At 63.0% G+C, this 21919-nt stretch carries 20 protein-coding genes and 1 pseudogene; 9 read left to right on the top strand and 12 right to left on the bottom strand.

Annotation, left to right across the window (positions count from 1 at the left end; genetic code table 11):
* Positions 1-16: 16 nt before the first annotated feature.
* The 3 genes from ACVWVY_RS09325 to ACVWVY_RS09315 form a co-directional block, all read right to left on the bottom strand.
* Positions 17-2596, bottom strand: a complete 2580-nt coding sequence (locus ACVWVY_RS09325; protein ID WP_456626100.1) for a ligase-associated DNA damage response DEXH box helicase — start codon at positions 2594-2596, stop codon at positions 17-19.
* A gap of 203 nt (positions 2597-2799) precedes the next feature.
* The gene (locus ACVWVY_RS09320; RefSeq protein WP_456626099.1) at positions 2800-4029 is read right to left on the bottom strand and encodes an ABC transporter substrate-binding protein; all 1230 of its coding nucleotides are present in this window, start codon (positions 4027-4029) and stop codon (positions 2800-2802) included.
* 107 nt (positions 4030-4136) lie between these two features.
* Positions 4137-5063: a methyltransferase domain-containing protein gene (locus ACVWVY_RS09315; RefSeq protein ID WP_456626098.1), complete on the bottom strand. Its 927-nt coding sequence runs from the start codon at positions 5061-5063 to the stop codon at positions 4137-4139.
* A gap of 50 nt (positions 5064-5113) precedes the next feature.
* Here ACVWVY_RS09315 and ACVWVY_RS09310 point away from each other — a divergent pair, with 50 nt between their 5' ends.
* The 4 genes from ACVWVY_RS09310 (at position 5114) to ACVWVY_RS09295 (ending at position 9545) form a co-directional block, all read left to right on the top strand.
* Positions 5114-6151: a ligase-associated DNA damage response exonuclease gene (locus tag ACVWVY_RS09310; protein WP_456632155.1), complete on the top strand. Its 1038-nt coding sequence runs from the start codon at positions 5114-5116 to the stop codon at positions 6149-6151.
* The gene (locus ACVWVY_RS09305) at positions 6148-7800 is read left to right on the top strand and encodes an ATP-dependent DNA ligase (protein ID WP_456626097.1); all 1653 of its coding nucleotides are present in this window, start codon (positions 6148-6150) and stop codon (positions 7798-7800) included. Before ACVWVY_RS09310 ends, ACVWVY_RS09305 begins: the two co-directional genes overlap by 4 nt.
* Before the next feature lie 100 nt (positions 7801-7900).
* Positions 7901-8203, top strand: coding sequence for a DUF6460 domain-containing protein (locus ACVWVY_RS09300; protein WP_214492052.1), 303 nt, complete (start codon positions 7901-7903; stop codon positions 8201-8203).
* A gap of 85 nt (positions 8204-8288) precedes the next feature.
* A complete protein-coding gene (locus tag ACVWVY_RS09295) occupies positions 8289-9545 on the top strand; it encodes an MATE family efflux transporter (protein WP_456632154.1) in 1257 nt (418 codons plus the stop codon).
* 9 nt (positions 9546-9554) lie between these two features.
* Here the strand turns inward: ACVWVY_RS09295 and ACVWVY_RS09290 are convergent, their stop codons facing one another.
* Positions 9555-10652: a quinone-dependent dihydroorotate dehydrogenase gene (locus ACVWVY_RS09290; RefSeq protein ID WP_456626096.1), complete on the bottom strand. Its 1098-nt coding sequence runs from the start codon at positions 10650-10652 to the stop codon at positions 9555-9557.
* Entirely contained in the window at positions 10649-10993 is a 345-nt protein-coding gene (locus ACVWVY_RS09285; protein WP_456626095.1) for a DUF952 domain-containing protein, read from the bottom strand. The genes ACVWVY_RS09290 and ACVWVY_RS09285 overlap by 4 nt, the downstream gene beginning before the upstream one ends.
* 306 nt (positions 10994-11299) lie before the next feature.
* On the opposite strand from ACVWVY_RS09285, the gene ACVWVY_RS09280 reads away from it, so the two are divergent.
* A complete protein-coding gene (locus tag ACVWVY_RS09280) occupies positions 11300-11953 on the top strand; it encodes a S24 family peptidase (RefSeq protein ID WP_456626094.1) in 654 nt (217 codons plus the stop codon).
* A 237-nt stretch (positions 11954-12190) separates the two neighbouring features.
* Here ACVWVY_RS09280 and ACVWVY_RS09275 read toward each other — a convergent pair whose 3' ends face one another.
* Positions 12191-14338, bottom strand: a complete 2148-nt coding sequence (locus ACVWVY_RS09275; protein WP_456626093.1) for a hypothetical protein — start codon at positions 14336-14338, stop codon at positions 12191-12193.
* 201 nt (positions 14339-14539) lie between these two features.
* Here ACVWVY_RS09275 and ACVWVY_RS09270 point away from each other — a divergent pair, with 201 nt between their 5' ends.
* Positions 14540-15043, top strand: a complete 504-nt coding sequence (locus ACVWVY_RS09270; RefSeq protein WP_456626092.1) for a mismatch-specific DNA-glycosylase — start codon at positions 14540-14542, stop codon at positions 15041-15043.
* Between the two features lie 138 nt (positions 15044-15181).
* On the opposite strand, the gene ACVWVY_RS09265 is transcribed toward ACVWVY_RS09270, so the two are convergent.
* Positions 15182-15964, bottom strand: coding sequence for a class II aldolase/adducin family protein (locus ACVWVY_RS09265; protein ID WP_456626091.1), 783 nt, complete (start codon positions 15962-15964; stop codon positions 15182-15184).
* A gap of 201 nt (positions 15965-16165) precedes the next feature.
* Here ACVWVY_RS09265 and ACVWVY_RS09260 point away from each other — a divergent pair.
* Positions 16166-16330, top strand: a pseudogene (locus ACVWVY_RS09260) (carbonic anhydrase family protein); the annotation flags it as partial.
* 8 nt (positions 16331-16338) lie between these two features.
* Here ACVWVY_RS09260 and ACVWVY_RS09255 read toward each other — a convergent pair.
* Positions 16339-16674 carry an antibiotic biosynthesis monooxygenase family protein gene (locus tag ACVWVY_RS09255; protein WP_456626090.1) on the bottom strand — a complete coding sequence of 112 codons (336 nt, stop codon included), beginning with the start codon at positions 16672-16674 and terminating at the stop codon, positions 16339-16341.
* Positions 16671-16886, bottom strand: a complete 216-nt coding sequence (locus tag ACVWVY_RS09250) for a hypothetical protein (RefSeq protein ID WP_456626089.1) — start codon at positions 16884-16886, stop codon at positions 16671-16673. Before ACVWVY_RS09250 ends, ACVWVY_RS09255 begins: the two co-directional genes overlap by 4 nt.
* Positions 16887-16931: 45 nt before the next feature.
* On the opposite strand from ACVWVY_RS09250, the gene ACVWVY_RS09245 reads away from it, so the two are divergent.
* Both ACVWVY_RS09245 and ACVWVY_RS09240 read left to right on the top strand, forming a co-directional pair.
* Entirely contained in the window at positions 16932-17765 is an 834-nt protein-coding gene (locus ACVWVY_RS09245) for a helix-turn-helix domain-containing protein (protein ID WP_456626088.1), read from the top strand.
* A gap of 194 nt (positions 17766-17959) precedes the next feature.
* Positions 17960-18445 (top strand): cupin domain-containing protein, encoded by a 486-nt coding sequence (locus ACVWVY_RS09240; RefSeq protein WP_456626087.1) that lies wholly within the window; start codon positions 17960-17962, stop codon positions 18443-18445.
* Positions 18446-18503: 58 nt separating this feature from the next.
* Here ACVWVY_RS09240 and ACVWVY_RS09235 read toward each other — a convergent pair whose 3' ends face one another.
* The 3 genes from ACVWVY_RS09235 to ACVWVY_RS09225 all read right to left on the bottom strand — a co-directional run bounded on the left by ACVWVY_RS09235 (position 18504) and on the right by ACVWVY_RS09225 (position 21918).
* Positions 18504-20144 (bottom strand): lysine--tRNA ligase, encoded by a 1641-nt coding sequence (locus ACVWVY_RS09235; protein ID WP_456626086.1) that lies wholly within the window; start codon positions 20142-20144, stop codon positions 18504-18506.
* 175 nt (positions 20145-20319) lie between these two features.
* A complete protein-coding gene (locus ACVWVY_RS09230) occupies positions 20320-21237 on the bottom strand; it encodes a transporter substrate-binding domain-containing protein (protein WP_456626085.1) in 918 nt (305 codons plus the stop codon).
* Between the two features lie 90 nt (positions 21238-21327).
* Positions 21328-21918 (bottom strand): SCO family protein, encoded by a 591-nt coding sequence (locus tag ACVWVY_RS09225; RefSeq protein ID WP_456626084.1) that lies wholly within the window; start codon positions 21916-21918, stop codon positions 21328-21330.
* Position 21919: the final 1 nt, after the last annotated feature.

The raw sequence follows: 21919 nt of genomic DNA, 5'->3' as shown, positions 1-21919 counted from the left end.
TCACGTGCCTTCCCGCTTATCCCATAGCCTCTTTGACGAGTTCATCGGCGGCTTCCGCCAGCAACTCGTCCGCTGCTTCGCCATAAACTGACTCGCGGCCGATTTCCAGCATCACTGGGACGGCGAGTGGCGAAACGTGTTCGAGTTCCCGATGGGTGATTCGCCCCTGGATACGCGAGAGCATATCACCCAATCGCTTGAGATCGAGCAGCCCGGCAGCAGCGTCCGCGCGCGCGGCGCGCAACAGCACGTGGTCGGCCTGGTGCTTGCGCAGCACGTCATAGACGAGGTCGGTCGAGAACAACACCTGGCGGCGGCTTTTCTCCTCGCCGGTGAAGCGGCGCGGGATCAGGCCAGAGATCAGCGCGCAATTGCGGAAGGTGCGTTTCATCAGCGCGGATTCCGCCAGCCACGCCTCGAGATCGTCGCCGAGCATGTCGGGGGAGAACAGGGCGGCGAAATCGAGCTTGCCATGGCGAACCATGAAGGAGACGTCGCCAAGGCCCCAGATCGCGAGCGCATATTCGTTCGCCACAAAGCCTAGCGGCCGGGCGCGGGCGCGCTCCAGGCGGCGCGTCAGCAGCATGCCGAGCGTCTGATGTGCGAGACGGCCCTCGAAGGGATAGCACACCATGTAATGCTTGCCGCCGCGCGGGAAAGTTTCGATCAGAAGCTCGCGCACGGCGGGCACGCGGGAAAAATGCCGCTGCAGCGACAACCAGTCGCGCACCTGCTCCGGCAGCGCGTTCCATTGCCGCCGGTCGTCCAGCAATTTGCGTACGCGTTCGGCGAGATAGGTAGACAGTGGAAACTTGCCGCCCATATAGGACGGTACTTTCGCGTCCGTGTCGTTGGCGCGGGAGACATAGACCTGGTCCTCGACCAGCGCCTCGTAGCGCACGATCTCGCCGCCGAACACAAAAGTGTCGCCGGCGACCAGCCCCTCGATGAAATATTCCTCGATCTCGCCCAGCATCCTGCCGCCGCGGCCGATCATGCCGGTGGCACCAGCCCCGCCGCCGCGCCCGCGGACCAGCTTCACTTTGAGCATGGCCTCTTCGACGATGGTTCCGACATTGAGCCGGTAGCTCTGCCGCACCCGCGGATTGGTGACGCGCCAGCGGCCCTGCTTGTCCTGCTTGATGCGCGCGAAACGCTCATAGGTCTTCAGCGCGTAGCCGCCGGTGGCGACGAAATCGACCACGTCGTCGAAATCGGTTCGCGTCAGCGATGAATATGGCGCCGATGTCAAAACCTCCGCGTAGAGCTCGTCGGAAAGAAACGGCTCTCCGCAGGCGCAGCCGAGCACGTGCTGCGCCAGCACGTCGAGCCCGCCGGTGCGCAAGGGGGGCGTATCCTGCGCATTTTCGGCGATCGCATCGATCGCGACGCGGCATTCCAGCACCTCGAAGCGATTGGCGGGAATGAGCACGGCGCGCGAGGGTTCGTCGAGCCGGTGATTGGCGCGACCGATCCGCTGCATCAGGCGCGAGGCGCCCTTGGGCGCGCCGACATTGATGACGAGATCGATGTCGCCCCAGTCGATACCGAGGTCGAGCGAGGACGTGCAGACCACGCCGCGCAGTTTGCCAGCCGCCATCGCGTCCTCGACCTTGCGGCGCTGGGCAACGTCGAGCGAGCCGTGATGTAGCGCGATGGCGAGGCCGTCGTCGTTCATGCGCCAGAAATCCTGGAACAGCATTTCGGCCTGGCTGCGGGTGTTGACGAAGATGAGCGTCGTCTTGTTGCGCTTGATCAGGTCGTACATTTCGCCGAGCGCATGGCGCGCGGTGTGCCCCGCCCATGGCAGGCGCTCCTTGGTGTCGAGCATTTCGACGACGGGCGCCGCCGCGCCGCCCGCCACGACGATATCGGCAGAGACTTCCTTGCCGTCGCGCTGCGGCACCAGAAACCGCGCCAGCGATTCCGGCTCGGCGACCGTGGCGGAAAGGCCGATCGCGCGCATTTCGGGGGCCAGCCGCCACAGCCGCGCCAGGCCGAGCGACAGCAGGTCGCCGCGCTTGGAGGTGACGAGCGCATGCAGTTCGTCGAGCACGATGCGTTTGAGCGAGGAAAACAGGAACGGCGCATCATCGGAGGACAGCAACAACGCCAATTGCTCGGGCGTGGTGAGCAGGATGTCCGGCGGATAGCGCCGCTGCCGCTGCCGCCGCGACACCGGCGTATCGCCGGTGCGGGTCTCGACCTTGATCGGCAACCCCATCTCGGCGATCGGCGTCTCCAGATTGCGCGCGATGTCGACGGCGAGCGCCTTCAGCGGCGAGATGTAGAGGGTGTGGAGGCCGCCGGTGCGCTTCACAGTGCGGCCGGTGGAGATGAGGCTCTTCTCGCCACCGCTCTTCGAGGAAGCAGAAGACGAAAGCTCCACCAGCGTCGGCAGGAAGCCCGCCAGCGTCTTGCCGGCACCGGTCGGCGCGATCAGCAGCGCGGAAGCGTCCTCGCGGGCCTTGGCCAATAGCGCGAGCTGATGCTCACGCGGCGACCAGCCGCGCGCGGCGAACCAGCGCCGGAAGCGGTCCGGCAGCAGCGCAGCCGTTTCAAGCGGCGTAAAGGGCAAGGGATCGGGCGACGGCACGGAGAAGAGGTAAGCCGTCGGGGCGGGTTCGTCGAGGGGCCTCGGAAGTCACCTCGCCCCGCCCCGCTGGGATAGCGCACGAATGATCCACATCGTCATGGCCGGGCTTGACCCGGCCATCCACGCCTTCGCTGTGCGTCCGGCAAGTGGATGCCCGGGACAAGCCCGGGCATGACGAGTGGAGAAAGACGAGGGAGGCAGAATTACTCCGTCACCGGCTTATCCGAAATATCCCAATCCTTGCCGTTGAAGATCGAAATGTAGAGCGTCTTCATCGGCGTGTAGTCCTCGGGCGTGTAACTGAAGTTGATGCCGTCGAGGAAGTACGGCGAGTGGAAGCCGGCCAGCGTCGTCGCCTGCTTCAGCACGTTGGCGCGGGTGAGTTCGTCGCCGCAGCGGCGCAGGATTTCCGCCATTGACGCGACCTGGCCATAGCCGGCAAAGGCGATGGTATTATCGGGATCGACATTGGGCAGATATTTCTTGCGCAGCTCCTCGAACGCCATGACGTCGGGATCCTTCTCGAAGCGCGGCACGCCGACTTCCTTGGCATAGCGGATCGCGACGATGCCGGTCGCGTTCTCGAGGCCGGCGGCGGCAAGGATCGAGCGGCCGGTCGAGCCCGCCGACAACAGATGCAGCGGCTTCCAGCCGAGCTCTGCGACTTTGCGGATCGACTGCGACGACGCCTTGCCGGTCGAGATATTGTAGAAAACATCGGCGCCGGATTTCGAGAGATTGATGAGCTGGGAATCAATGGTCGGATCGGTCAGATCGTAGGTCTGCTCCATGATCACCTTGGCGGTGCCGCCGGCATCCGCCAACACCTTCTTGAAAGGCGCCAGGAAGTCGCGGCCGAAATCGTCGTTCTGGTAGAGGATGCCGATCTTGGCGTCCGGTTTCACGCCAACGACATGCCGGGCGAGAATGCGCGCTTCGGTCGGATAGAGCGGCAGGCCCGCCATGGTCCATTTGAAGTTTTTGGGATCATTCCATTTCGACGCGCCGGTATTGAGCATGAGTTGCGGCACGCCCTTCGAGTTGAGATATTTGTGCACGGCGGTCTGCGGCGCGGTGCCGAGCGACCCGTACAGCGCCAGCACTTCCTCCTGCTCGACCAGCCGCCGCGTCGCCTCGACGCATTTCGGCGCGCTGTAGGCGTCGTCCATCGAGAAGAATTTTACCCTGCGTCCGTTGATGCCCCCCTTTTCGTTGAGCATCTGGAAATAGGCTTCGCCGACCCGGCCGAGCACACCATAGAGCGAGCCGGGGCCGGAATGCGGCACGGTCTGGCCGAGCTTGATTTCGGTGTCGCTGGCGCCGGGATCGTATTTCTTGTCCGCCGCCCAGACGAAGGGTGCGGGCATCGCGGATGCGAGGACGGAAGCGAGCGCGGTGGCGCCGAATTCGCGCCGGGTTTGTTTGTTCTTCATTGTTGTTTCTCCCTTATGGGAGTCTTGATCAGCCATTCCGGCGTCAGTGGCAATAGCTGACATGTCGCACGCAATGCCGCTATTCGGGCATTGCGTAGCGTCTAGACTCAAGTTTTTGCGGCGACGGCGACCAGCCCGGGAACCGGCGCGTGGTCCTCGTTGCGGGCGGAGCGGTCTTCCAGCAGGGACAATTTGAGGCCGGCGGATTCGACTGCGGCGCGCACGTAAGCCGCCGCATGGGCGTAGCGCAGCCCATGGCCGATGACGACGCCTTCGCCGTCATGGGTTTCGGTGGTGAAGGCGAGCAGGCCACCGGGGGCCAGCACGCGAGCGGCCTCGTCGAGAACTGGCGCGAGTTCGGCGACGTACACCATGGCATCCGCGGCGAGAATGAGATCGGCGCTGGCATCCACCCGCGCCCGCAGACCCTGCAGCATGTCGGCGACTTCAAGCTCGGCGTAGAGGCCCGTGGCGCGGGACCGCTCGATCATGCGCGGCGACAGATCGACGCCGATGAAGTGATCGACGCTCCTGGCGAAGGCTGCCGCCGCAAGCCCGGTGCCGCAGCCGAGATCGATGGCGCGCTTGAAAAGCGCCGGCTTGCGCGCCGCCGCGCGCACCGACAGCACGGCCTTGAACAGCAGCGCCGGGCCGCGATAGCCGAGTTCATCCACCAGCGAGGATTCAAACCGCGGCGCATATTGATCGAACAGGGTTTGCACATAGGCCTGCGGCATGCCGGCCACTGGTTCGGCGCCAAGCCGCATCAATCGAAGCCCGGCCCCGTGGCGGTCATTGGCATCGCTGGCCTGGGCGTTTTGAAACGCCGAGACGGCCGCGTCATGCTCGCCGAGCTGTTCGCGGATATCGGCGAGCGTGAACCAGGCGGATGTGAAGTTCGGCGCCAGCTCGATCGCCTGCATCAGCAGATCGGCCGCGGCCGGCAAATCGCCTTTCAATTGCAGATCGCGGGCAAATTCGAATCGGCGATCAGCCATCAGATCGCCGGAGGAGAGAAAAAGGCGGATAGGCATGGGTTCCAATGCAGGTGAAAAATCGGTCTCGGACGTCCTATATATCCGAGATGCGCCCACACGACATCCTGATGCCCGTTCCTGCCGGCCTCTGTTGCAAGCCGGGCGGCTTCCATATCGACCCGGTACGGCCTGTCGAGCGGGCGGTGATCACGCACGGCCATTCCGACCACGCCCGGCCCGGCCATGGCGCCGTGCTCGCCACGCAGGAAACGCTCGACATGATGCGGCTGCGCTATGGCGACAATTTTGCCCGCAGCACGCAGGCTGTTCGTTATGGCGAAGAAATCCGACTCGGCGACGTCAAAATCAAATTCCATCCCGCGGGTCACGTGCTGGGCTCGGCGCAGATCGCCGTGACCTGCAAGGATACCTGCATCGTCGCGTCCGGCGACTACAAGGACGCCGCGGACCCGACCTGCACGCCCTTCGAAGTGGTGCCCTGCGACGTCTTCATCACCGAGGCGACGTTTGGCCTGCCGGTGTTTCGCCATGGCAATGCGGCGGACGAGGTGAAGAAGCTGCTGGCCTCCGTCGCCCTGTTTCCGGAACGCGCGCATCTGGTCGGGGCCTATTCGCTCGGCAAGGCGCAGCGTGTGATCGCGCTGCTGCGCGAGGCCGGCTACGACGCGCCGATCTATCTGCACGGCGCGATGGAGGCGATCACCCGCTATTATGAAAGCCGTGGCATAGCGCTCGGCGAGCTGCGCCCGGCCAAGGGGATGAAGAAGGCCGATCTCGCCGGCACCATCACGCTGGCGCCGCCGTCGGCCACCTCAGACATCTGGACGCGGCGCTTCCCCGATCCGGTCACGGCATTCGCCTCGGGCTGGATGCGGGTGCGGGCGCGCGCCCGCCAGCGCGGCGTCGAACTGCCGCTGGTGATATCAGACCATGCCGATTGGGACGGCCTGACCGCGACCATCGCGGCCACCGGCGCCGGCGAAGTCTGGGTCACGCACGGTCAGGAAGACGCGCTGGTGCACTGGTGCAAGGCGCGCGGGCTTGCCGCGCGGCCGCTCGATCTCGTCGGGTACGGGGACGAGGAAGAACACGAGGCGGCCGCGGCCGATGAGGCCGAGGCATGAACCGTTTCGCCGAACTACTCGACCGCCTCGCTTACGAGCCCGGCCGCAACAACAAGCTGCGGCTGATCACGGCCTATTTTCGCCAGACCTCCGATCCCGACCGGGGCTACGCGCTGGCGGCGCTGACCGGCGCGCTGTCGTTCAAGCACGCCAAGCCGGGACTGATCCGCGATTTGATTACGGATCGTACTGATCCGGTGCTGTTCGGACTGTCGTATGATTACGTCGGTGATCTCTCGGAAACGGTTGCGCTGATGTGGCCGAAGGCCGCGCTGCCCGGCCACAACAACCCGCCGCCGCCCACCCTCTCCGAGGTCGTCACCACCCTTCGCACCCTCGGCAAGACCGAGCTGCCAAAACAGCTCGCGCGCTGGCTCGACGAGCTCGACGAGACCGGCCGCTGGGCACTTTTAAAACTCGTCACCGGCGCGATGCGGATCGGGATTTCGGCGCGTCTGGCGAAAACCGCGGCGGCCGCGCTCGGCGACAAGGACCCCCATGAGATCGAACTGATCTGGCCGGGGCTGGCCCCGCCCTATCTCGACCTGTTCGCCTGGCTGGAAGGCCGCGGCGAAAAACCTATCAACCGCGATCCGGCACCGTTCCACCCGGTGATGCTGGCGCATGCGATCGAGGATACGGATTTTGCCAGTCTCGATCCTGCGGACTTCATTGCAGAATGGAAATGGGACGGCATTCGCGTTCAGGCAGTCGCGGGCCGCGATGAGCGCGGCCACATGCAGGCGCGGCTTTATTCGCGCACCGGCGAGGACATTACAAAAAGCTTTCCCGATCTCGTGCCGTCGCTGCATTTGCCCGGCGCCATCGATGGCGAGCTGTTGGTGCTGCGCGAGGGCCGCGTGCAGACCTTCAATGTGCTGCAACAGCGGCTCAACCGGAAAGTCGTTTCACCGAAGTTGATGAAGGATTTTCCGATCCACTTGCGCGCCTACGATCTGCTCGGCGACGACGAAAACGATCTGCGCGAACTGCCGTTCGTCGAGCGCCGCGCGCATCTCGAGAAATTCATCAGGAAGCTCGACGACCCGCGCATCGACCTGTCGCCGACCATTGCCTTCGATAGCTGGGAAGCGCTGATGGCCGCGCGGGCCGATCCTGCCAGCGCCGGCGCCGGCGAAGATGCCGAAGCCGTCGAAGGCGTGATGCTGAAGCGGCGCGACGCGCCCTACCTGCCGGGTCGCCCAAAAGGCCAGTGGTGGAAATGGAAGCGCGATCCGCACATCATCGATGCCGTACTGATGTACGCCCAGCGCGGTCACGGCAAGCGCTCGTCCTATTATTCGGATTACACTTTTGGCGTCTGGACCTCGGGCGAGGACGGCGAGCAACTGGTGCCGGTCGGAAAAGCCTATTTCGGTTTCACCGACGAGGAACTGTTGCAGATCGATCGTTTCGTCCGCCGCAACACGACAGAAAAGTTCGGCCCCGTGCGGCACGTCGTGCACGAGCCGGACCAAGGCCTGGTGCTGGAAGTCGCGTTCGAGGGGCTGGCGCGCTCGCCGCGGCATAAATCCGGTGTCGCGATGCGGTTTCCGCGCATCAGCCGGCTGCGCTGGGACAAGCCGCCGCGCGAAGCCGACCGGCTGGAGACGCTGGAGCGGATGCTGAAGGACGTGACGGCAAATTAACATTCCGAAGGCGCATGAAGGCCATTGACTGCATTGAGCGGGTTCCCCATCTGCCCCGCCGTGCTCTATACTGTTGCGGAACCGACCGCGGGAGAAACCGATGCCGAACGACGTCAGAGACCTGCCGGCCAGCAATGACGGCCTGTACCGCTTCCTCGGCGGCTCGCCGCTGGCGGTGGCGTTCCGGCTGATCCTGCTGTCGATCCTGGTCGGCGTGGTGCTCGCCGCGATCGGCTTCGATCCCTGGAATATCCTGCACAGCATCCAGATGCTGTTCCGGCGGCTGTGGGATCTCGGCTTCGACGCCGTCAACTGGCTGTGGCGCTACTTCCTGCTTGGCGCTGTGATCGTGATCCCGATCTGGCTGTTGTCGCGGCTGTTCGGCAGCCCGCGCGGGCGATAGGGGCTGGTCCGCTACGCTTAAATCGGTGTCGGCTTCGCAATCCAAGGTAACGACGGCACAGGTGTTTGCCATCGCGGGTCCCGCGATGGTCGCGAACCTGACCACGCCGCTGATCGGCATCGTCTCGACCACGGCGATCGGCCGGCTCGGCGATGCTGCGATGCTCGGCGGCGTGGCGATGGCCTCGGTACTGTTCGACTGCATGTTCTGGCTGTTCGGGTTCCTGCGCATGAGCACGGTCGCCTTTACGGCGCAGTCGCTGGGCGCCGGTGAAACGCATGAATTGCGCGCGATCCTGCTGCGCGGGTTGATCGTCGCGGCGCTGGTTGGGGCTGCGCTGATCGCCCTGCAGGTTCCGCTCGCCACTATTCTGCTCAACGCGATGGGCGGCAGCGAGAGCGTCACGGGCGCTGCCAAAACCTACTTCATCATCCGGATCTGGTCTTCGCCGCCGGCGCTCGGCAATTATGTCGTGCTGGGATGGTTGATCGGGCAGGCCCGCGCCAAACTGGCGCTCGGCATGCAGATATCAATCAATCTCATCAACGTGGCGACGACCGTCGTGCTGGTGCTGGTGTTCGACTTCGGAATTGCCGGCGCTGCCATCGCGGCGCTGATCGCGGAAGCCGCGGGCCTCCTGCTCGGCTTGCTGATCGCGCGCCACCTTTCGAAGGGCCAATTCGCGGCTTCCCGCGCGTTGCTGTTCGACCGCACCAAGCTGATGCGCATGCTCGCGGTCAACCGCGACATCATGATCCGCACCGCGTCGCTGATCGCGGCGTTTCTGTTCTTCACCGCGCAGGGCGCGCGTGCCGGCGACGTGACGCTCGCGGCCAATGCCGTACTCAACAATTTTCTGCTGTTCGGCGCCTTTTTCCTCGACGGCCTCGCCAATGCAGCCGAGCAGCTCTGCGGCCGGGCCTACGGCGCACGCGACAAGTCGGCCTTCGCCGGCGCCGTGAAGCTCGTTGTCATGTGGGGCTTCGGCTTCGCACTCGCGGTCGCCACCTGTTTCCTGCTGTTCGGGCCTGCATCTATCGACATCATGACCGCAAGCGTGGAGGTGCGGCGCATCGCGCGCGATTATCTGCCGTTCGTGATTTTTGCGCCGCTGCTCGGCGTGTTCGCCTTTGCCTTTGACGGTGTCTATATCGGCGCGACCTGGGCGCGCGACATGCGCAACCTGATGCTGGCCTCGCTATTGATCTTCTTCGCCGCGTGGTTTGCGCTGCGATCGTTCGGCAATGCCGGGCTGTGGGGCGCGTTCCTGGTGCACTATGCGGCGCGCGGCGGATTGCAGGCGCTGCGGTATCCGGCGCTGCTGAGGAAGTCGTTCGGTTAGCCGCATCCCCTACTGCACCGGCCAATCCTCGGCGGTAATCGTCGCAGCGTCGGCGCCGACGATCTCAGCCAGCGAGTCGCGCCCGGTGCGCAGCAAGGTTGAGGCCAGATCGTTCTTGATGTCGTCGACCAGGCCAAGGCCCTTGTAGACCAGCGACGAATAGAGCTGGATCAGGCTGGCGCCGGCACGGATTTTCGTCAGCGCGGCACCGCCGGAATCGATGCCGCCGACGCCGATCAGCGGAAACGCGCCTTCGGTGCGGACATAGGTCTCGGCCACCATGCGCGTGGATAGCCGTAACAGCGGCCGTCCCGACAATCCGCCCTGCTCTTTGGCGCGACCCTGTTCGCGCAACGACGACGGGCGCGCCAGCGTGGTGTTGGCGACGATCATGCCGTCGACCCGGCGCGAGCGCGCGATCTGCACGACGTCGTCGAGTTCAGTCAAACTCAGATCGGGCGCGATCTTGAGCAGCACCGGCGAATCGCCGGCATTCCTGCGCACCCGCTCGCGCGCATCGATCACCTTGGCGAGCAAATCGTCGAGCGCTGCGGATTGCTGCAAATTGCGCAGGCCCGGCGTGTTCGGCGAGGAGACGTTGACGGTGAAATAGCTCGCGACCGGCGCAAACGTCTCGATCAGCTTGACGTAATCGGCGACGCGGTCGGACGAATCCTTGTTGGCCCCGACATTGACGCCAACGATACCGCCATGGTGGGCGCGCGCCGCCAGCCGCCGCAGCGCGGCCTCGGCGCCATCATTGTTGAAGCCCATGCGGTTGATGACGGCTTCATCGCGCTCGAGCCGAAACAGCCGCGGCCGCGGATTGCCACCCTGCGGCTTCGGCGTCACCGTGCCGATCTCGACAAAGCCGAAACCAAGCCGCAGCAGCGCGTCGGGCACCTCCGCGCTCTTGTCGAAGCCCGCGGCCATGCCGATCGGATTGGGAAAATTCAGGCCGAAGGCGCGCACCGCCAGCTTGTGGTCGTCGGCCCGCGGCTTGACCGGGGGCAGCAGCCGCAGGCCCTGGATCGCCATGCGATGCGCGTCCTCCGGATCGAACCAGCGCAACAGCGGCAGCGAAAAGGCGTCGAAGGCGCGGATCACGGGATGAGCTCCGGAATGTCGTGATAGCCGTCGGACCGCGCCCGCATGTCGAGGATGGCGGTGACCGCGCCGAGATCGAGGTCGCCGTAGAGATGCGGGAACAGTTCATCGTTGCGCGAAGGCTCCCAGCGCAGCGCATCGCCCAGCGCGTCCGCGTCGACGGCGACCAGGAACAGGCCGGTCTGGCCGAAATAATGCTTTCGCGCCGTCTCGGCGACCTGGGAAGCCGTAGAGAAATGAATGAAGCCGTCGCGCATATCGTCGGCGCTGCCCCGGTAGACGCCCTGCCGTTCGGCCTCGCGCCAGGCCGAGGCGGGAGTGATTTTATAGATCGTGCGCACGGCTTTCCGGGCTTCCACTGCTAATCGTTGAGTCTCTTGGGATTTTCCCGGAAATGGCCGGGCTGGCGACCGACCGTAAAGGCGGCAGGCCGCCAACTCAAGCGTTGCCGCGGCAGGCGCGGCCCCTGTTCGGCTTTGATTCGACAGAACCGAACGCCAATTTCCTGTTTCGACGCGTTTTCTTCACGCGAACCGGCATCCACCCCGGATCAAGTCCGGGGCAGGCTTTCGCTGGAAAAGGCTACGCGAGATTTGCGCAAACCGGCCGAATGAGGCAATAATTCCTAGGCGATTCAGAGATTTTCGATGGCCAGACAATCCAAGGCGCAGCGGCTTCTGACCCACAGCCAGGTCTGGACCGCGCTCGACCGACTGGCCGAACGCGCCGGCATGTCGGCCTCGGGCCTCGCCAAGCGCTCAGGCCTCGACCCCACCACCTTCAACAAATCCAAGCGCATCACCGCCGACGGCCGCGAGCGCTGGCCTTCGACCGAATCGGTTTCCAAGGCGCTGGCCGCGACCAATTCGTCGATCGACACCTTCGTGCAGTTGATCGGCGACGGCGCGCGCAGCCTACAATCGGTGCCGCTGCTCGCCTTGGCGCAAGCCGGCAGCGGCGGCCATTTCGACGAGAGCGGCTTTCCCGCCGGCCGTGGCTGGGACGAGGTGGCGCTGCCGCAGGCCTCTGACGAGCACGCCTATGCGCTGGAGATCTCGGGCGATTCGATGAAGCCCGCCTACCGCGACGGCGACATCATCGTGGTGTCGCCGGGAACGCCGATCCGGCGCGGCGACCGCGTGGTGCTCAAGACGTCTGATGGCGAAGTGATGGTCAAGGAACTGAAGCGCCGGACCACCAAGGCGCTGGAATTGCAGTCGCTCAACTCGGCCCAGGCCGACCGCACGCTCGACGCCGACGACGTCGCCTGGATCGCAAGGATCGTGTGGGCGAGCCAGTAGCCCTAGAGTTCCCCATCCCACAGACAGCCATCGCACCATTGCTATTTTGCAATACAATTCATTCACCTAGCGTTCAGGACGAAAGCCTACTATATTAGTGGAACCTGAGCGTTGGAGACCTCCGATGAAGCGGCACGGGATCAAACTTGGATCGCTGATCGCTCTTTTTATTACGGCAGCAATGTTGGCGTCGTCGCTGGCGCAGGCTGGCGTGGCCCCTCCGTAGCCTCACGATCGCTATTCATTTTCTTTCATCATCCGCTTTAGCTTCTTGGCGGTGGCTTTTAACTTTTCTTCCACCTCAACGGCGTCGCTGGCCTCAATCCGTTGTAAGAACGACATGCCGTTGCGGTCGCGCGCCTTGCGCGAAATCTCGCGGATCAAATTGAGCCCAAATTCAACGGCATGAATGGCTCCCTCGAGACGTTGCTGGCGCACACTCGCGCTTTCGAATTCCCGGTGCGAATCCGAATAGAGGTAAGCGTTGGTGCCGAAAGCGTCGAGGGCCTGTGCGTAGTACGTCCTCGCTCTCGGATGGACTAGACCCTTTTCCCATTCCCTATCGCGAGGAATACAGGAGAGGTTCATGCCCGCCAATGCCGCGGCGGCCGTTGTGGCCTGTTCGGAGAAACGGTCGGAATAGTCCGGGTGGGACAATATCGCGTTCAGGTATGTTAATTCCGCCGTAACATACGTCTCAAACAATCGCTGCCATCGATCGAGATACGGATCTTTCGAAAAACAGGATGCAGGATCTCTCGTTCGGTCGTCGAGCCTGAACTTATCTTGCCAGTTGTTGGCGGGGGGCGCGCCGATCGACGCAACAACGTCCTGGAAGAAGTCAACCTGCTCAAGACGGGATTTCAGGTCCAACCTTACGATATCGAGATTCGCAATGTGCTCATCGCGCACCGCAGTTGGCGCCGATGCACCTTCCTTCTTGAGCCAGACTTCGAGAAAGTTGACGAGAATGGATCGGACTCGCAAGTCAAACCAGTCGGCCGCCGTCTCCCAGACCGGCATCGGCCGCTCCGGTCGTTGGCTGCGCATGTGGATCCAGTTGTCCAGTAAGGCGCTCGCCGCCAGATTTTGCTCGAGTTGGGACAGGATGCTTGCATAACCGAGTGCAAAATAGGGCCGCGCTTGCCATCCGCGGCTCTTCACGAAATCCGCCAGAGCGGGTTCAAGCTCGCGCTGCAATGTTTCGAAAACAGGAACCTTCCGCTTTTGAAGTACCGCAGATTGGATTTCTCTGAGACAGTCTCCGGATGCCCGTGGATCGTCATTCCGCTCTCGCTTCGTTTCCTCCTTATAGAGCCCCACGTCGTTCAGCTTCTTTGCAGAAACAGAGCGGAAAGCGGAGGGACAGAACTGATAGAGCAACGCGTCGCACTTGTCGGCAAGCAAGTAACTCGGAACCGACGCGACAGCATCCCGAACAATTATGAACGACCGGTCGATGAACTCTTCGGCAAGCTGTTCTACGGGATGGCCTGACTCGATCGTGGGCAACCGTTTGAATACGTTGGCAAGAGCAGCCATGTGCCGGTTGATGGAATCAACATCACCCGTCACCGTATACCAGCCGACGAGGCAGGCCGCAGGCGGCTTAATCGTCATTTCGGCGAAAGCTTTTGCCGTGCGAAGACTGATGAGAACTTCTTGGGTTTCCTTCTTTTTTTCCTCGATCTTGATAGCAAGTTCCCGATCTGCCGCGGGATCGGCACCGGTTCGTTTTGCCTTCTCGCGTTGAAGCTCGGCTTCCCTGAACACCTCAAGATATTCTATGTCCCGCTCAATCATCTTCGCCAACCGATCCAAATAATCGAGACCGACAGCACCCGTGGACGAAGCGTATGTCGGCGTAATGCCCGAAAGCGAAAGCGATCCACCGAGCGAGCCTTTATCCGAGTTCTTCTGTACAAAGCTCAGCTCGGCCCCGCCGACGCTGATCTTGTTGATCCTTCGCGCATACTCCTTGATCAATTGTTCAGCCGATTCTCCGACTGAGCCGACAAGGAAGAGCAAAACCAATCCTGCGCCAGCAACGTATTGACCGGCACTCGGGCCATCATCGGGCGGCGTCGCAACAAGTGTATTGATCCAAATTGCTAGGAGCGGGCCATAGACAAATCCCAGCAGCACCGCTCCACCCGGGCTCTCGCTCCGCAAACCAAACAGCCGATGAAGCCAAAAAATTAGCCAAAGACCAACGCCGATGAGCACAACGGCAACTATTCGACGTAACCATGTCGCAGCATTGGGTGAGAGTTCGAGTTGGGAATCCCCAAAGTTCAAGCTCGAACCGTCTCTTGAAACAAGAGCCCAAGCAACCAGCTGATAGACTGTAAATCCAATTGCGCTCGAAATGAGAAATGCAACCATCCGCCGATCCAGACGTTACTTAGACGAAGCAATCTTGAAACAATTATTGATTTAGGGTATATCCAAATACAATTTCAACAAGAGAAAAATGTGCCATTGCCCCTGCCCGCCCGCCAGCGGCTAGCACCAACTTAAGCGCCGCACGCTCGACGCCGACGACGTCGCAAGGATCGTGTGGGCGAGCCAGTAGGATTTCGCTCCGTGACGGACGTACTGAGCGACCTGCTGCAACATTCCCTTCGCATCGTGTTGTGCGGGACCGCCGCAGGCACGACTTCCGCCGCCGAGCGGGCCTATTACGCGCACCGGCAAAACAAGTTCTGGAAGATTTTGCACGAGACGCGGCTCACGCCGGAGCCGCTGCAGCCGCATCAATATCGCAGCCTGCTGCAACATGGGATCGGCCTGACCGATCTCGTGAAAGCGGACGCGGGGATGGACCGTGCCACGCTGCCGAAACTGACGGCGGCAGATCGCGCCCGGTTGCGCAAGGCAATCGCGACATTTCGTCCGCAGTTCCTCGCCTTCACCAGCAAGACGGCCGGACAGAAATTCTTCGACCGCACGCGGGACTATGGCGAGCAGTCTGAGCTGATCGGCGACACCAGGGTCTGGATATTGCCGTCGACCTCGGGCGCCGCCAATGGAAGCTGGCGCCCGGAAATCTGGCACCGATTTGCGGATGAGGTGAGGGCGGCGGGGTGAGTGCCTTCCCTGCCGTAGGGTGGGCAAAGCGAAGCGTGCCCACCATCAGAACTCCAACTCGAACAGAGGATGGTGGGCACGGCGCTGCGCGCCTTTGCCCACCCTACGGCTCCTGCGTTCGCAGGGACGACGACCGCACTACGTCGCGTAGTCCGGCTCTTTCCGATCCAGCATCCGCTTCAGCGCATCGAAATGCCGCTGGGCCGGGGTCGGGCCCTTGTAGAGATGATCGTCCCGGTAATCCCGTTGGGTCTTTTCGACCACGGCGGTCGGAAGCTGCTTCAGTTTCTGTCCCGTCCACATTGCGTAGATCTGCACCTGCGCGGCGCGCTCGACGTAATACAGCATGTCGTAGGCATCCGCGACTGTGGCGCCGACCGTGGAGATGCCGTGGTTGGCCATGAACAGCACTCTCTTGTCGCCGATCACGCGGGCCAGCCGCGCGCCTTCGGCGGGATCGAGCGCCGGGCCGGTGTATTCATCATCATAGGCGATGGCGCCTGACAGCCCGACCTCGGTCTGGCCGATCTCCTTGATGCGAGGGTCTTCGAGCCGCGTCAGCGCGCTGGCATGCGGCATGTGGGTGTGAAACACCGCCTTCGCCTGCGGCAGCGCCTTGTGGATCGGCGCGTGGATGCAATAGCAGGAGCGCTCGACCTCGCCCTCGCCGCGCTTGACCTCGCCGTCATCGATGCCGACTTCCATGAAGCAGGAGGCCGTGACTTCGGACCAATGCGTGCCGAACGGGATCTGGTAGTAGCGATCCGTGCTGCCGGGCACCACGAAGGTCAGATGATTAAAGATGCCTTCGGAAAACCCCTGGATGAAGGCCAGCCGGTGGGCGGCGGCGAGATCGACTCGCGCCTGCCACTGCTCGGCACTGCTCTCGCTGAGCGTTTTCGGCGAAACCCTGAACTGCATGAGCTTTCTCCCTGATCCGCGGTGTGGCCTGCCCCTCGGCGGGGGCTTTGACGGCTGTTATGTCAGGCATACTAGCGCAATCCGGCGATAGCGATGGCTGAAATTGCGGCGGGCCAGCCATCCCACTTTGCAGACCCCGGGCGACGTCGTTGCCAGGTTTTCGCGCCGCAACGACAATGAAATTTTCAGCTTACGCTTCCGGGCTCGCTGACGACGACGCCCTGCTCGGAAGTCGTCGAATGGCTGGTGCTGACCGATCCGATCCAGGTCGCGGCCAGCGATGTCGCTGGTTTCGCGAAACTCTATCCGACGAATGCCCGCCCGGCGCAAAGAGACAATCGCCGCTACGTGCTGCAGTCGAGTTGAGAAGACCGCTATGGGTGGTGACCATCGCCGTGGCTGCGGTCATCGGTGAAGACCACCTCATAATTGTGGACGGTCCTGTCGAACGTCGTCAGGACCGCCTGGGCTTCGGGATCGACGACGGCCACGGCGGGATCGGGCCCGGCGAATGCACGGATGCCCTCGACCGATTTCCACAGCGTCACCGCGAGGAATTCGACGCCGCCGTCGACCTCGCGCTGCAGCAGGGAGGCGCCTTCATATCCGGCGATGACTTCGAGGTGCATGACGACTTTTTCCGCGAAGTGACGGTGATAGGCCGAGGCCTTCGCATGCGATGCGGTCGCACGCCAAATACGGGCAATCATATCAATGCTCCTGCAGCATCTCGCATCAGTATCAAGATCAGCGTCAGGCGTGTATTGGCCGAAATTGCCGGGCGGCCGAAAAACTCGCGGTTCTTGTTGTCGGAATATTGTAGCTTGGGTTTGAAACCCTCTTGGCTGAAGTTGTCGCGGGCGCTGTCATCTGGATTTGGCTCATTGTGAATGTCTGGAAATGATGCATAGCGAACAGCCAACCACGGCAGCCGCCAGGCGTAGCCCGAACAGCGGAGCTCATTGAGATGGCGCGCCGGGACACGGGCAACCGCACCGTCTATTGGCAGCACAAGCGCGTTCCCGGCATGAGCCTGTTGCGTGCCGATTTCGCGGCCTACCAGTTCAGTCCACATACTCACGATGCTTTCGTGATCGCCGCCACCGAGGCCGGCGGAGCTGAAATATCGAGCCGGGGCATCACGGAAAAGGTCGGTCCTGCCACCTTATTCGTCTCCAATCCGGATGAGGGCCAATCGGCTCGGATGGAGGGAGGCGAGCGCTGGCGCTACCGCGCGTTCTATTTGACGCGTCCGGCGATCGATGCCGTCGGCCGGAGCCTCGGCATCGAGGCGACACCCTATTTCATGCGGAACATGCTCCGTGACGCAGATTTGATCGAAAGCTTCGGTCGCCTGCACCGCTCTCTTGAAAGAGAGCGCGACGATTTACGGGCAGAAGAACTCGCGATCGACGCATTCGAAAAACTGTTCCACCGCCACGGCAGCGGCGGCGGCCGGCCCGAACGGGCGCCGCAAAGCCGGGCCATTGCCGGCCGGATCATCGAGTTGATGCGCGCACGCCATGCGGAAAATCTCGGCCTTGAGGAACTGTCGAACGTAGCCGGGCTCACCAAGTTTCAGTTGATCGGACTGTTCAAGCGCACCATCGGGCTGACACCGCACGCCTATCTGGTTCACATTCGGCTCAATGCCGCTTGCCGTCTGCTCAAGCGCGGTTTGCCGCTGGCCGAGTGCGCAGTTGAGGCAGGCTTCTGCGACCAGAGCGCGCTGACCAAGCACTTCAAGCGGTGCTATGGCATCACGCCGGCGCAGTTCGCGGCCGCCGCGCGAGCAGGCTGAACTGTACTTCCTCCGCTCCATTGCGCTGCGATTGCAATTTCAGCCAATACGCGGTGCCGATCCTGCAGGTATGGACCTGGAGGTCCCCTTAGCTTCATGTCGCTCAGTCGTATGCTGCTGATACCGCTGCGCGCGACCAGTAATGGGTAGAGAAGCGATCGATGATCAGGACCCGTTTTAGAAGAGGACCCGGCATGACCGAGGAAGCGACGTTACAACTTCCGGCTTTCGATCCGGCCACGGTGAGCGAGAGCAATTTCACCAGCTATCCGGAGCCGCACCGCGCCGTGAATTCGATGCGCTACAACCGGCGGCTCGGCGACCACGCGGGTTTGAGGAATTTTGGCGTCAACCTGACCCGGATCGTGCCGGGAGGACAGTCGTCCTACCGGCACGCGCATTCGCGCCAGGACGAGTTCGTCTATGTGCTCGAAGGCGACGTGGTGCTTCAGACCGACGGCGGCGAGCAGACATTAACGGCAGGCATGTGCGCCGGATTTCCCGCGGGGACCGGCGACGCGCACCGTTTCATCAATCGGTCGGCGCGCGACGCCATGCTCCTCGTCATCGGCGATCGTAGCTCAGGCGACGAGATCAGCTATGCCGATGTGGACATGCACGCGGTGCTCGGGCCGGATGGCCGCTATCGGTTCAGCACCAAATCCGGCGAGCCGTTTTGAGTGGTGGCGGGGTCCCGCCCTTGAGCCGGGCCCCATCCCATCCGCAACGCCATCTGGGCTACGCGCTTCTTGCCAGCGCGCCGTCGATCATCGCGACGGCATTGGTTACGCCGTACACCGCGACGAACGAGCCGAAGCGCGGGCCCTTCTCCTGGCCGAGCAGCACCTGGTAGAGCATGTTGAACCAGTCGAGCGAGACGCCCGGCCGGCCGTCCTTGCCCTTCTTCACCTGATCCAAAAATGGCTCGCGGCGGCCGATCTCATAGACCACGTTCTGGATGTCTTCGGCGCTCGATCCCGCCGGCATGTTCGACAGCGCATCGCGCAGGTCCTGCAGCGCGGCGCGCTCGCTGTCGGTCGGCTCGCGGAACTGCTTGGTCGGCGCCACGAAATCGCGGTAGTAGTTGATGGCGTAACCGACCATCGCGTCGAGTTTCGGATGGCTCCGCGGCGTGACACCCGGACGGTAGCGCCCGATGAAGCCCCACAGCGTTTCGGCGTTCTCCGCATTCGACGACGACACCAGCGTCAGCAGAAGCTGGAACGTGACCGGCATGTCGGCCTTCGGCGGATTTCCCGAATGGATATGCCAGACCGGATTGGCGAGCTGCTGCTTGGCATCCTGCCGCGTGAATCCATCGAGGAACTGCTGATAGTCATCGACGTTGCGCGGGATGACGTCGAAGTAGAGCCGCTTCGCCGCCTTCGGCTCGCGGTACATGAACAGCGACAGCGATTCCGGCGACGCGTAGCGCAGCCATTCGTCGATGGTCAGCCCGTTGCCCTTCGACTTCGAAATCTTCTGGCCCTTTTCGTCGAGGAACAGTTCGAAATTGAATCCTTCAGGCGGCGTGCCGCCAAGCGCCGAACAGATCTTGCCGGACAGCTTCACCGAGTCGATCAGGTCCTTGCCGGCCATTTCATAGTCGACGCCGAGCGCGAACCAGCGCATCGCCCAATCCGGCTTCCATTGCAACTTGCAGTGACCGCCGGTGACGGGAACGGTGACGCTCTCCTTGGTGTCGGGATCTTCATAGGAGATGGTGCCGGCCTTGGCGTCATGCGCGGTGACCGGCACGTAGAGCACCAGCCCGGTGCGCGGGCAGATCGGGAGGAACGGCGAATAGCTTGCCGCGCGCTCCTCGCGCAATGACGGCAGCATGATCGCCATCACCTTCTCAATCCGCTCCAGCATGCGCAGAAGCGCCGCGTCGAACTTGCCCGAAGTGTAGTAGTCGGTCGCGCTCGCGAATTCGTAGTCGAATCCGAACTGATCGAGGAAGGCGCGCAGCCGCGCGTTGTTGTGCTGGCCGAAGCTTGGATGGGTGCCGAAGGGATCGGGCACCTTGGTCAGCGGCTTGCCGAGATTGGCTTCCAGCAGCTCCTTGTTCGGCACGTTGTCCGGCACCTTGCGCAGGCCGTCCATGTCGTCGGAGAAGGCGAGCAAGCGCGTCTTGATCTTGTCCTCGGTCAGCACGCGGAAGGCATGGCGCACCATTGAGGTGCGCGCGACCTCGCCGAAGGTGCCGATATGCGGCAGGCCCGACGGACCGTAACCGGTCTCGAACAGCACCTCGTCCTTCGGGCTTTTCTTCAGCCGCGCAACAATGGCCTTGGCCTGCTCGAACGGCCAGGCATTGGATTGTTCGGCGAGCGCGCGCAGATCGCTCGGGCTAAAGGCAAGGTCGATGACGGACATTAGACAGGCTTTCTCCGGAAGCCGCGGAAACTAGCGCTTCCGGGGCAAAATGCAAAATAACGAGCGAAACTCCGTAGGGTGGGCAAAGGCGCACTTGCGCCGTGCCCACCATCTCTCACCGGTCTGCGTCGCCAATGGTGGGCACGCTTCGCTTTGCCCACCCTACGAAGCTGCGTCAGAACGGGCTGATGGAAAAATACCGCAGCCACAGGTCGGTGAAGCGGCCTTTTTCCCAGATCCGGAACAGCGCCCAGTTCAGCGACGTCCGCAGCAAATCGTTGCCCTTGCGGACGGCGATGCCGATGCCCTCGCCGAAATAGCGGCTCTCGACAAAGGGCCCGCCCGAGAAGGCACAGCATTCGCCGGAATCGGTGCCGTTGATCCAGAACGCCAGCGAGATCGCGTCGCCGAAGATGAAGTCGACCTCGCTTCGCCGCAGCGCCAGCCGCAGCGCGTCGTCATTGCCGTAGGATTTGATCTCGGCGTCGGTGAACATCGCCTTCAGATAGGCCTCGTGCGAGGTGCCGGCGATGACGCCGACCTTCTTGCCTTCGAGATATTCGGGGCGGACCTCCGGCAGGACAGCGTCGCGCCGCGACACGAAGCGCGCCGGCGCGCGGTAATAGGGATCGGTGAAATCGAGCCGGGCGCGCAAGGCCGGCGTCACCGACATCGAGGCGATGATGGCGTCGCCGCGATTGCTGGTGATGGCGTCGACCAGCGTCTCGAACCGGCGCATCTGGACGGTGCAGCTGATTTTGATCTCGTCGCAGAGCGCGCGCGCCAGATCGACATTGAAGCCGGCGGGGTTGCCGTCGGCGCCGGTGAAGTTGAACGGCGGGTAGTCGGTTTCGGTCAGGAACCGGATCACGGTGAGGCGCGACATGTCCGGCCGGTCCGGACGCCGCCGCGGGTCCCAAAAGCCGGGCACCGCCTGCGGGGCCGCCTCGACCGCCGGGCGGGGCTGGGTTTGCGCCTGCGCCGCAGCACCGCCAACCGCCATCAATGCGGACGCGACCAGCAACCCGGCCAGCCAGGCGCTGATGGTTCGATGCAGTCTTGCATTGGTTAACGGGACGTTAGGATATGGCATCTTCGGCAATGCTAGCGGAATTTCAGGGCCTTATAGACCATCCGGCCCGCGATGCGAGGGGCGTTTTTGCCCTTTGGCCAGCCTTGCCGTTCAGAGATACCGCTTCAGATCCTTGGCGGCTTCCTCCGGCGTCCGTTTCAGGTTGAAGGGCGCGACGAAATTGCCGTCGCGATCCATCAGGTAGATCAGCGCGGTATGGTCCATGGTGTAGTCGCCATCCTTGAGCGGGACCTTCCGGGCATAGACCCGGTAGGACGAAATCACCTTGGCCACCGCCGCAGGCTCGCCGGTCAGCCCCTTCAAATGCGGATCGAAGCTGGAGAGATAATCCTTCATCGCGGCGGCCGTGTCGCGCTCGGGATCGACGGATACGAACCAGGCGTTCACCCTGTCGGCGTCCGTGCCCATCGCCTTGAGCACTTCCGAAATCTCGAACAGCGAGGTCGGGCAAACGTCCGGGCAATGGGTGAAGCCGAAGAAGATCAGTGTCGGCTTGCCCTTCAAATTCTGCTCGGTGACGCTCTGGCCCGCCTGGTCGGTCAATTGAAACGGCCCGCCGATCGCGGCCGGCGCCGTGACGGTGCGCAGGCCGCCCATCACCCACAGCATGATCACCAGCCCGACCGCGAGGCTTGCGGCAAAGGCAGCGATAATCACCAGCGGGCGGATCGTCCGGTCCATC

The organism is Bradyrhizobium sp. URHC0002, from assembly GCF_054059515.1.
Note: the sequence above shows the minus strand (reverse complement) of the source record. Positions and strands in the feature narration are given on the sequence as shown.

Bases quoted from the DNA above. Each gene is read 5' to 3' on its own strand.
- ACVWVY_RS09320 (WP_456626099.1), bottom strand. From the start codon at position 4,029: ATGAAGAACAAACAAACCCGGCGCGAATTCGGCGCCACCGCGCTCGCT.
- ACVWVY_RS09315 (WP_456626098.1), bottom strand. From the start codon at position 5,063: ATGCCTATCCGCCTTTTTCTCTCCTCCGGCGATCTGATGGCTGATCGC.
- ACVWVY_RS09310 (WP_456632155.1), top strand. From the start codon at position 5,114: ATGCGCCCACACGACATCCTGATGCCCGTTCCTGCCGGCCTCTGTTGC.
- ACVWVY_RS09305 (WP_456626097.1), top strand. From the start codon at position 6,148: ATGAACCGTTTCGCCGAACTACTCGACCGCCTCGCTTACGAGCCCGGC.
- ACVWVY_RS09300 (WP_214492052.1), top strand. From the start codon at position 7,901: ATGCCGAACGACGTCAGAGACCTGCCGGCCAGCAATGACGGCCTGTAC.
- ACVWVY_RS09295 (WP_456632154.1), top strand. From the start codon at position 8,289: ATGGTCGCGAACCTGACCACGCCGCTGATCGGCATCGTCTCGACCACG.
- ACVWVY_RS09280 (WP_456626094.1), top strand. From the start codon at position 11,300: ATGGCCAGACAATCCAAGGCGCAGCGGCTTCTGACCCACAGCCAGGTC.
- ACVWVY_RS09275 (WP_456626093.1), bottom strand. From the start codon at position 14,338: ATGGTTGCATTTCTCATTTCGAGCGCAATTGGATTTACAGTCTATCAG.
- ACVWVY_RS09265 (WP_456626091.1), bottom strand. From the start codon at position 15,964: ATGCAGTTCAGGGTTTCGCCGAAAACGCTCAGCGAGAGCAGTGCCGAG.
- ACVWVY_RS09255 (WP_456626090.1), bottom strand. From the start codon at position 16,674: ATGATTGCCCGTATTTGGCGTGCGACCGCATCGCATGCGAAGGCCTCG.
- ACVWVY_RS09245 (WP_456626088.1), top strand. From the start codon at position 16,932: ATGGCGCGCCGGGACACGGGCAACCGCACCGTCTATTGGCAGCACAAG.
- ACVWVY_RS09240 (WP_456626087.1), top strand. From the start codon at position 17,960: ATGACCGAGGAAGCGACGTTACAACTTCCGGCTTTCGATCCGGCCACG.
- ACVWVY_RS09235 (WP_456626086.1), bottom strand. From the start codon at position 20,144: ATGTCCGTCATCGACCTTGCCTTTAGCCCGAGCGATCTGCGCGCGCTC.
- ACVWVY_RS09230 (WP_456626085.1), bottom strand. From the start codon at position 21,237: ATGCCATATCCTAACGTCCCGTTAACCAATGCAAGACTGCATCGAACC.
- ACVWVY_RS09225 (WP_456626084.1), bottom strand. From the start codon at position 21,918: ATGGACCGGACGATCCGCCCGCTGGTGATTATCGCTGCCTTTGCCGCA.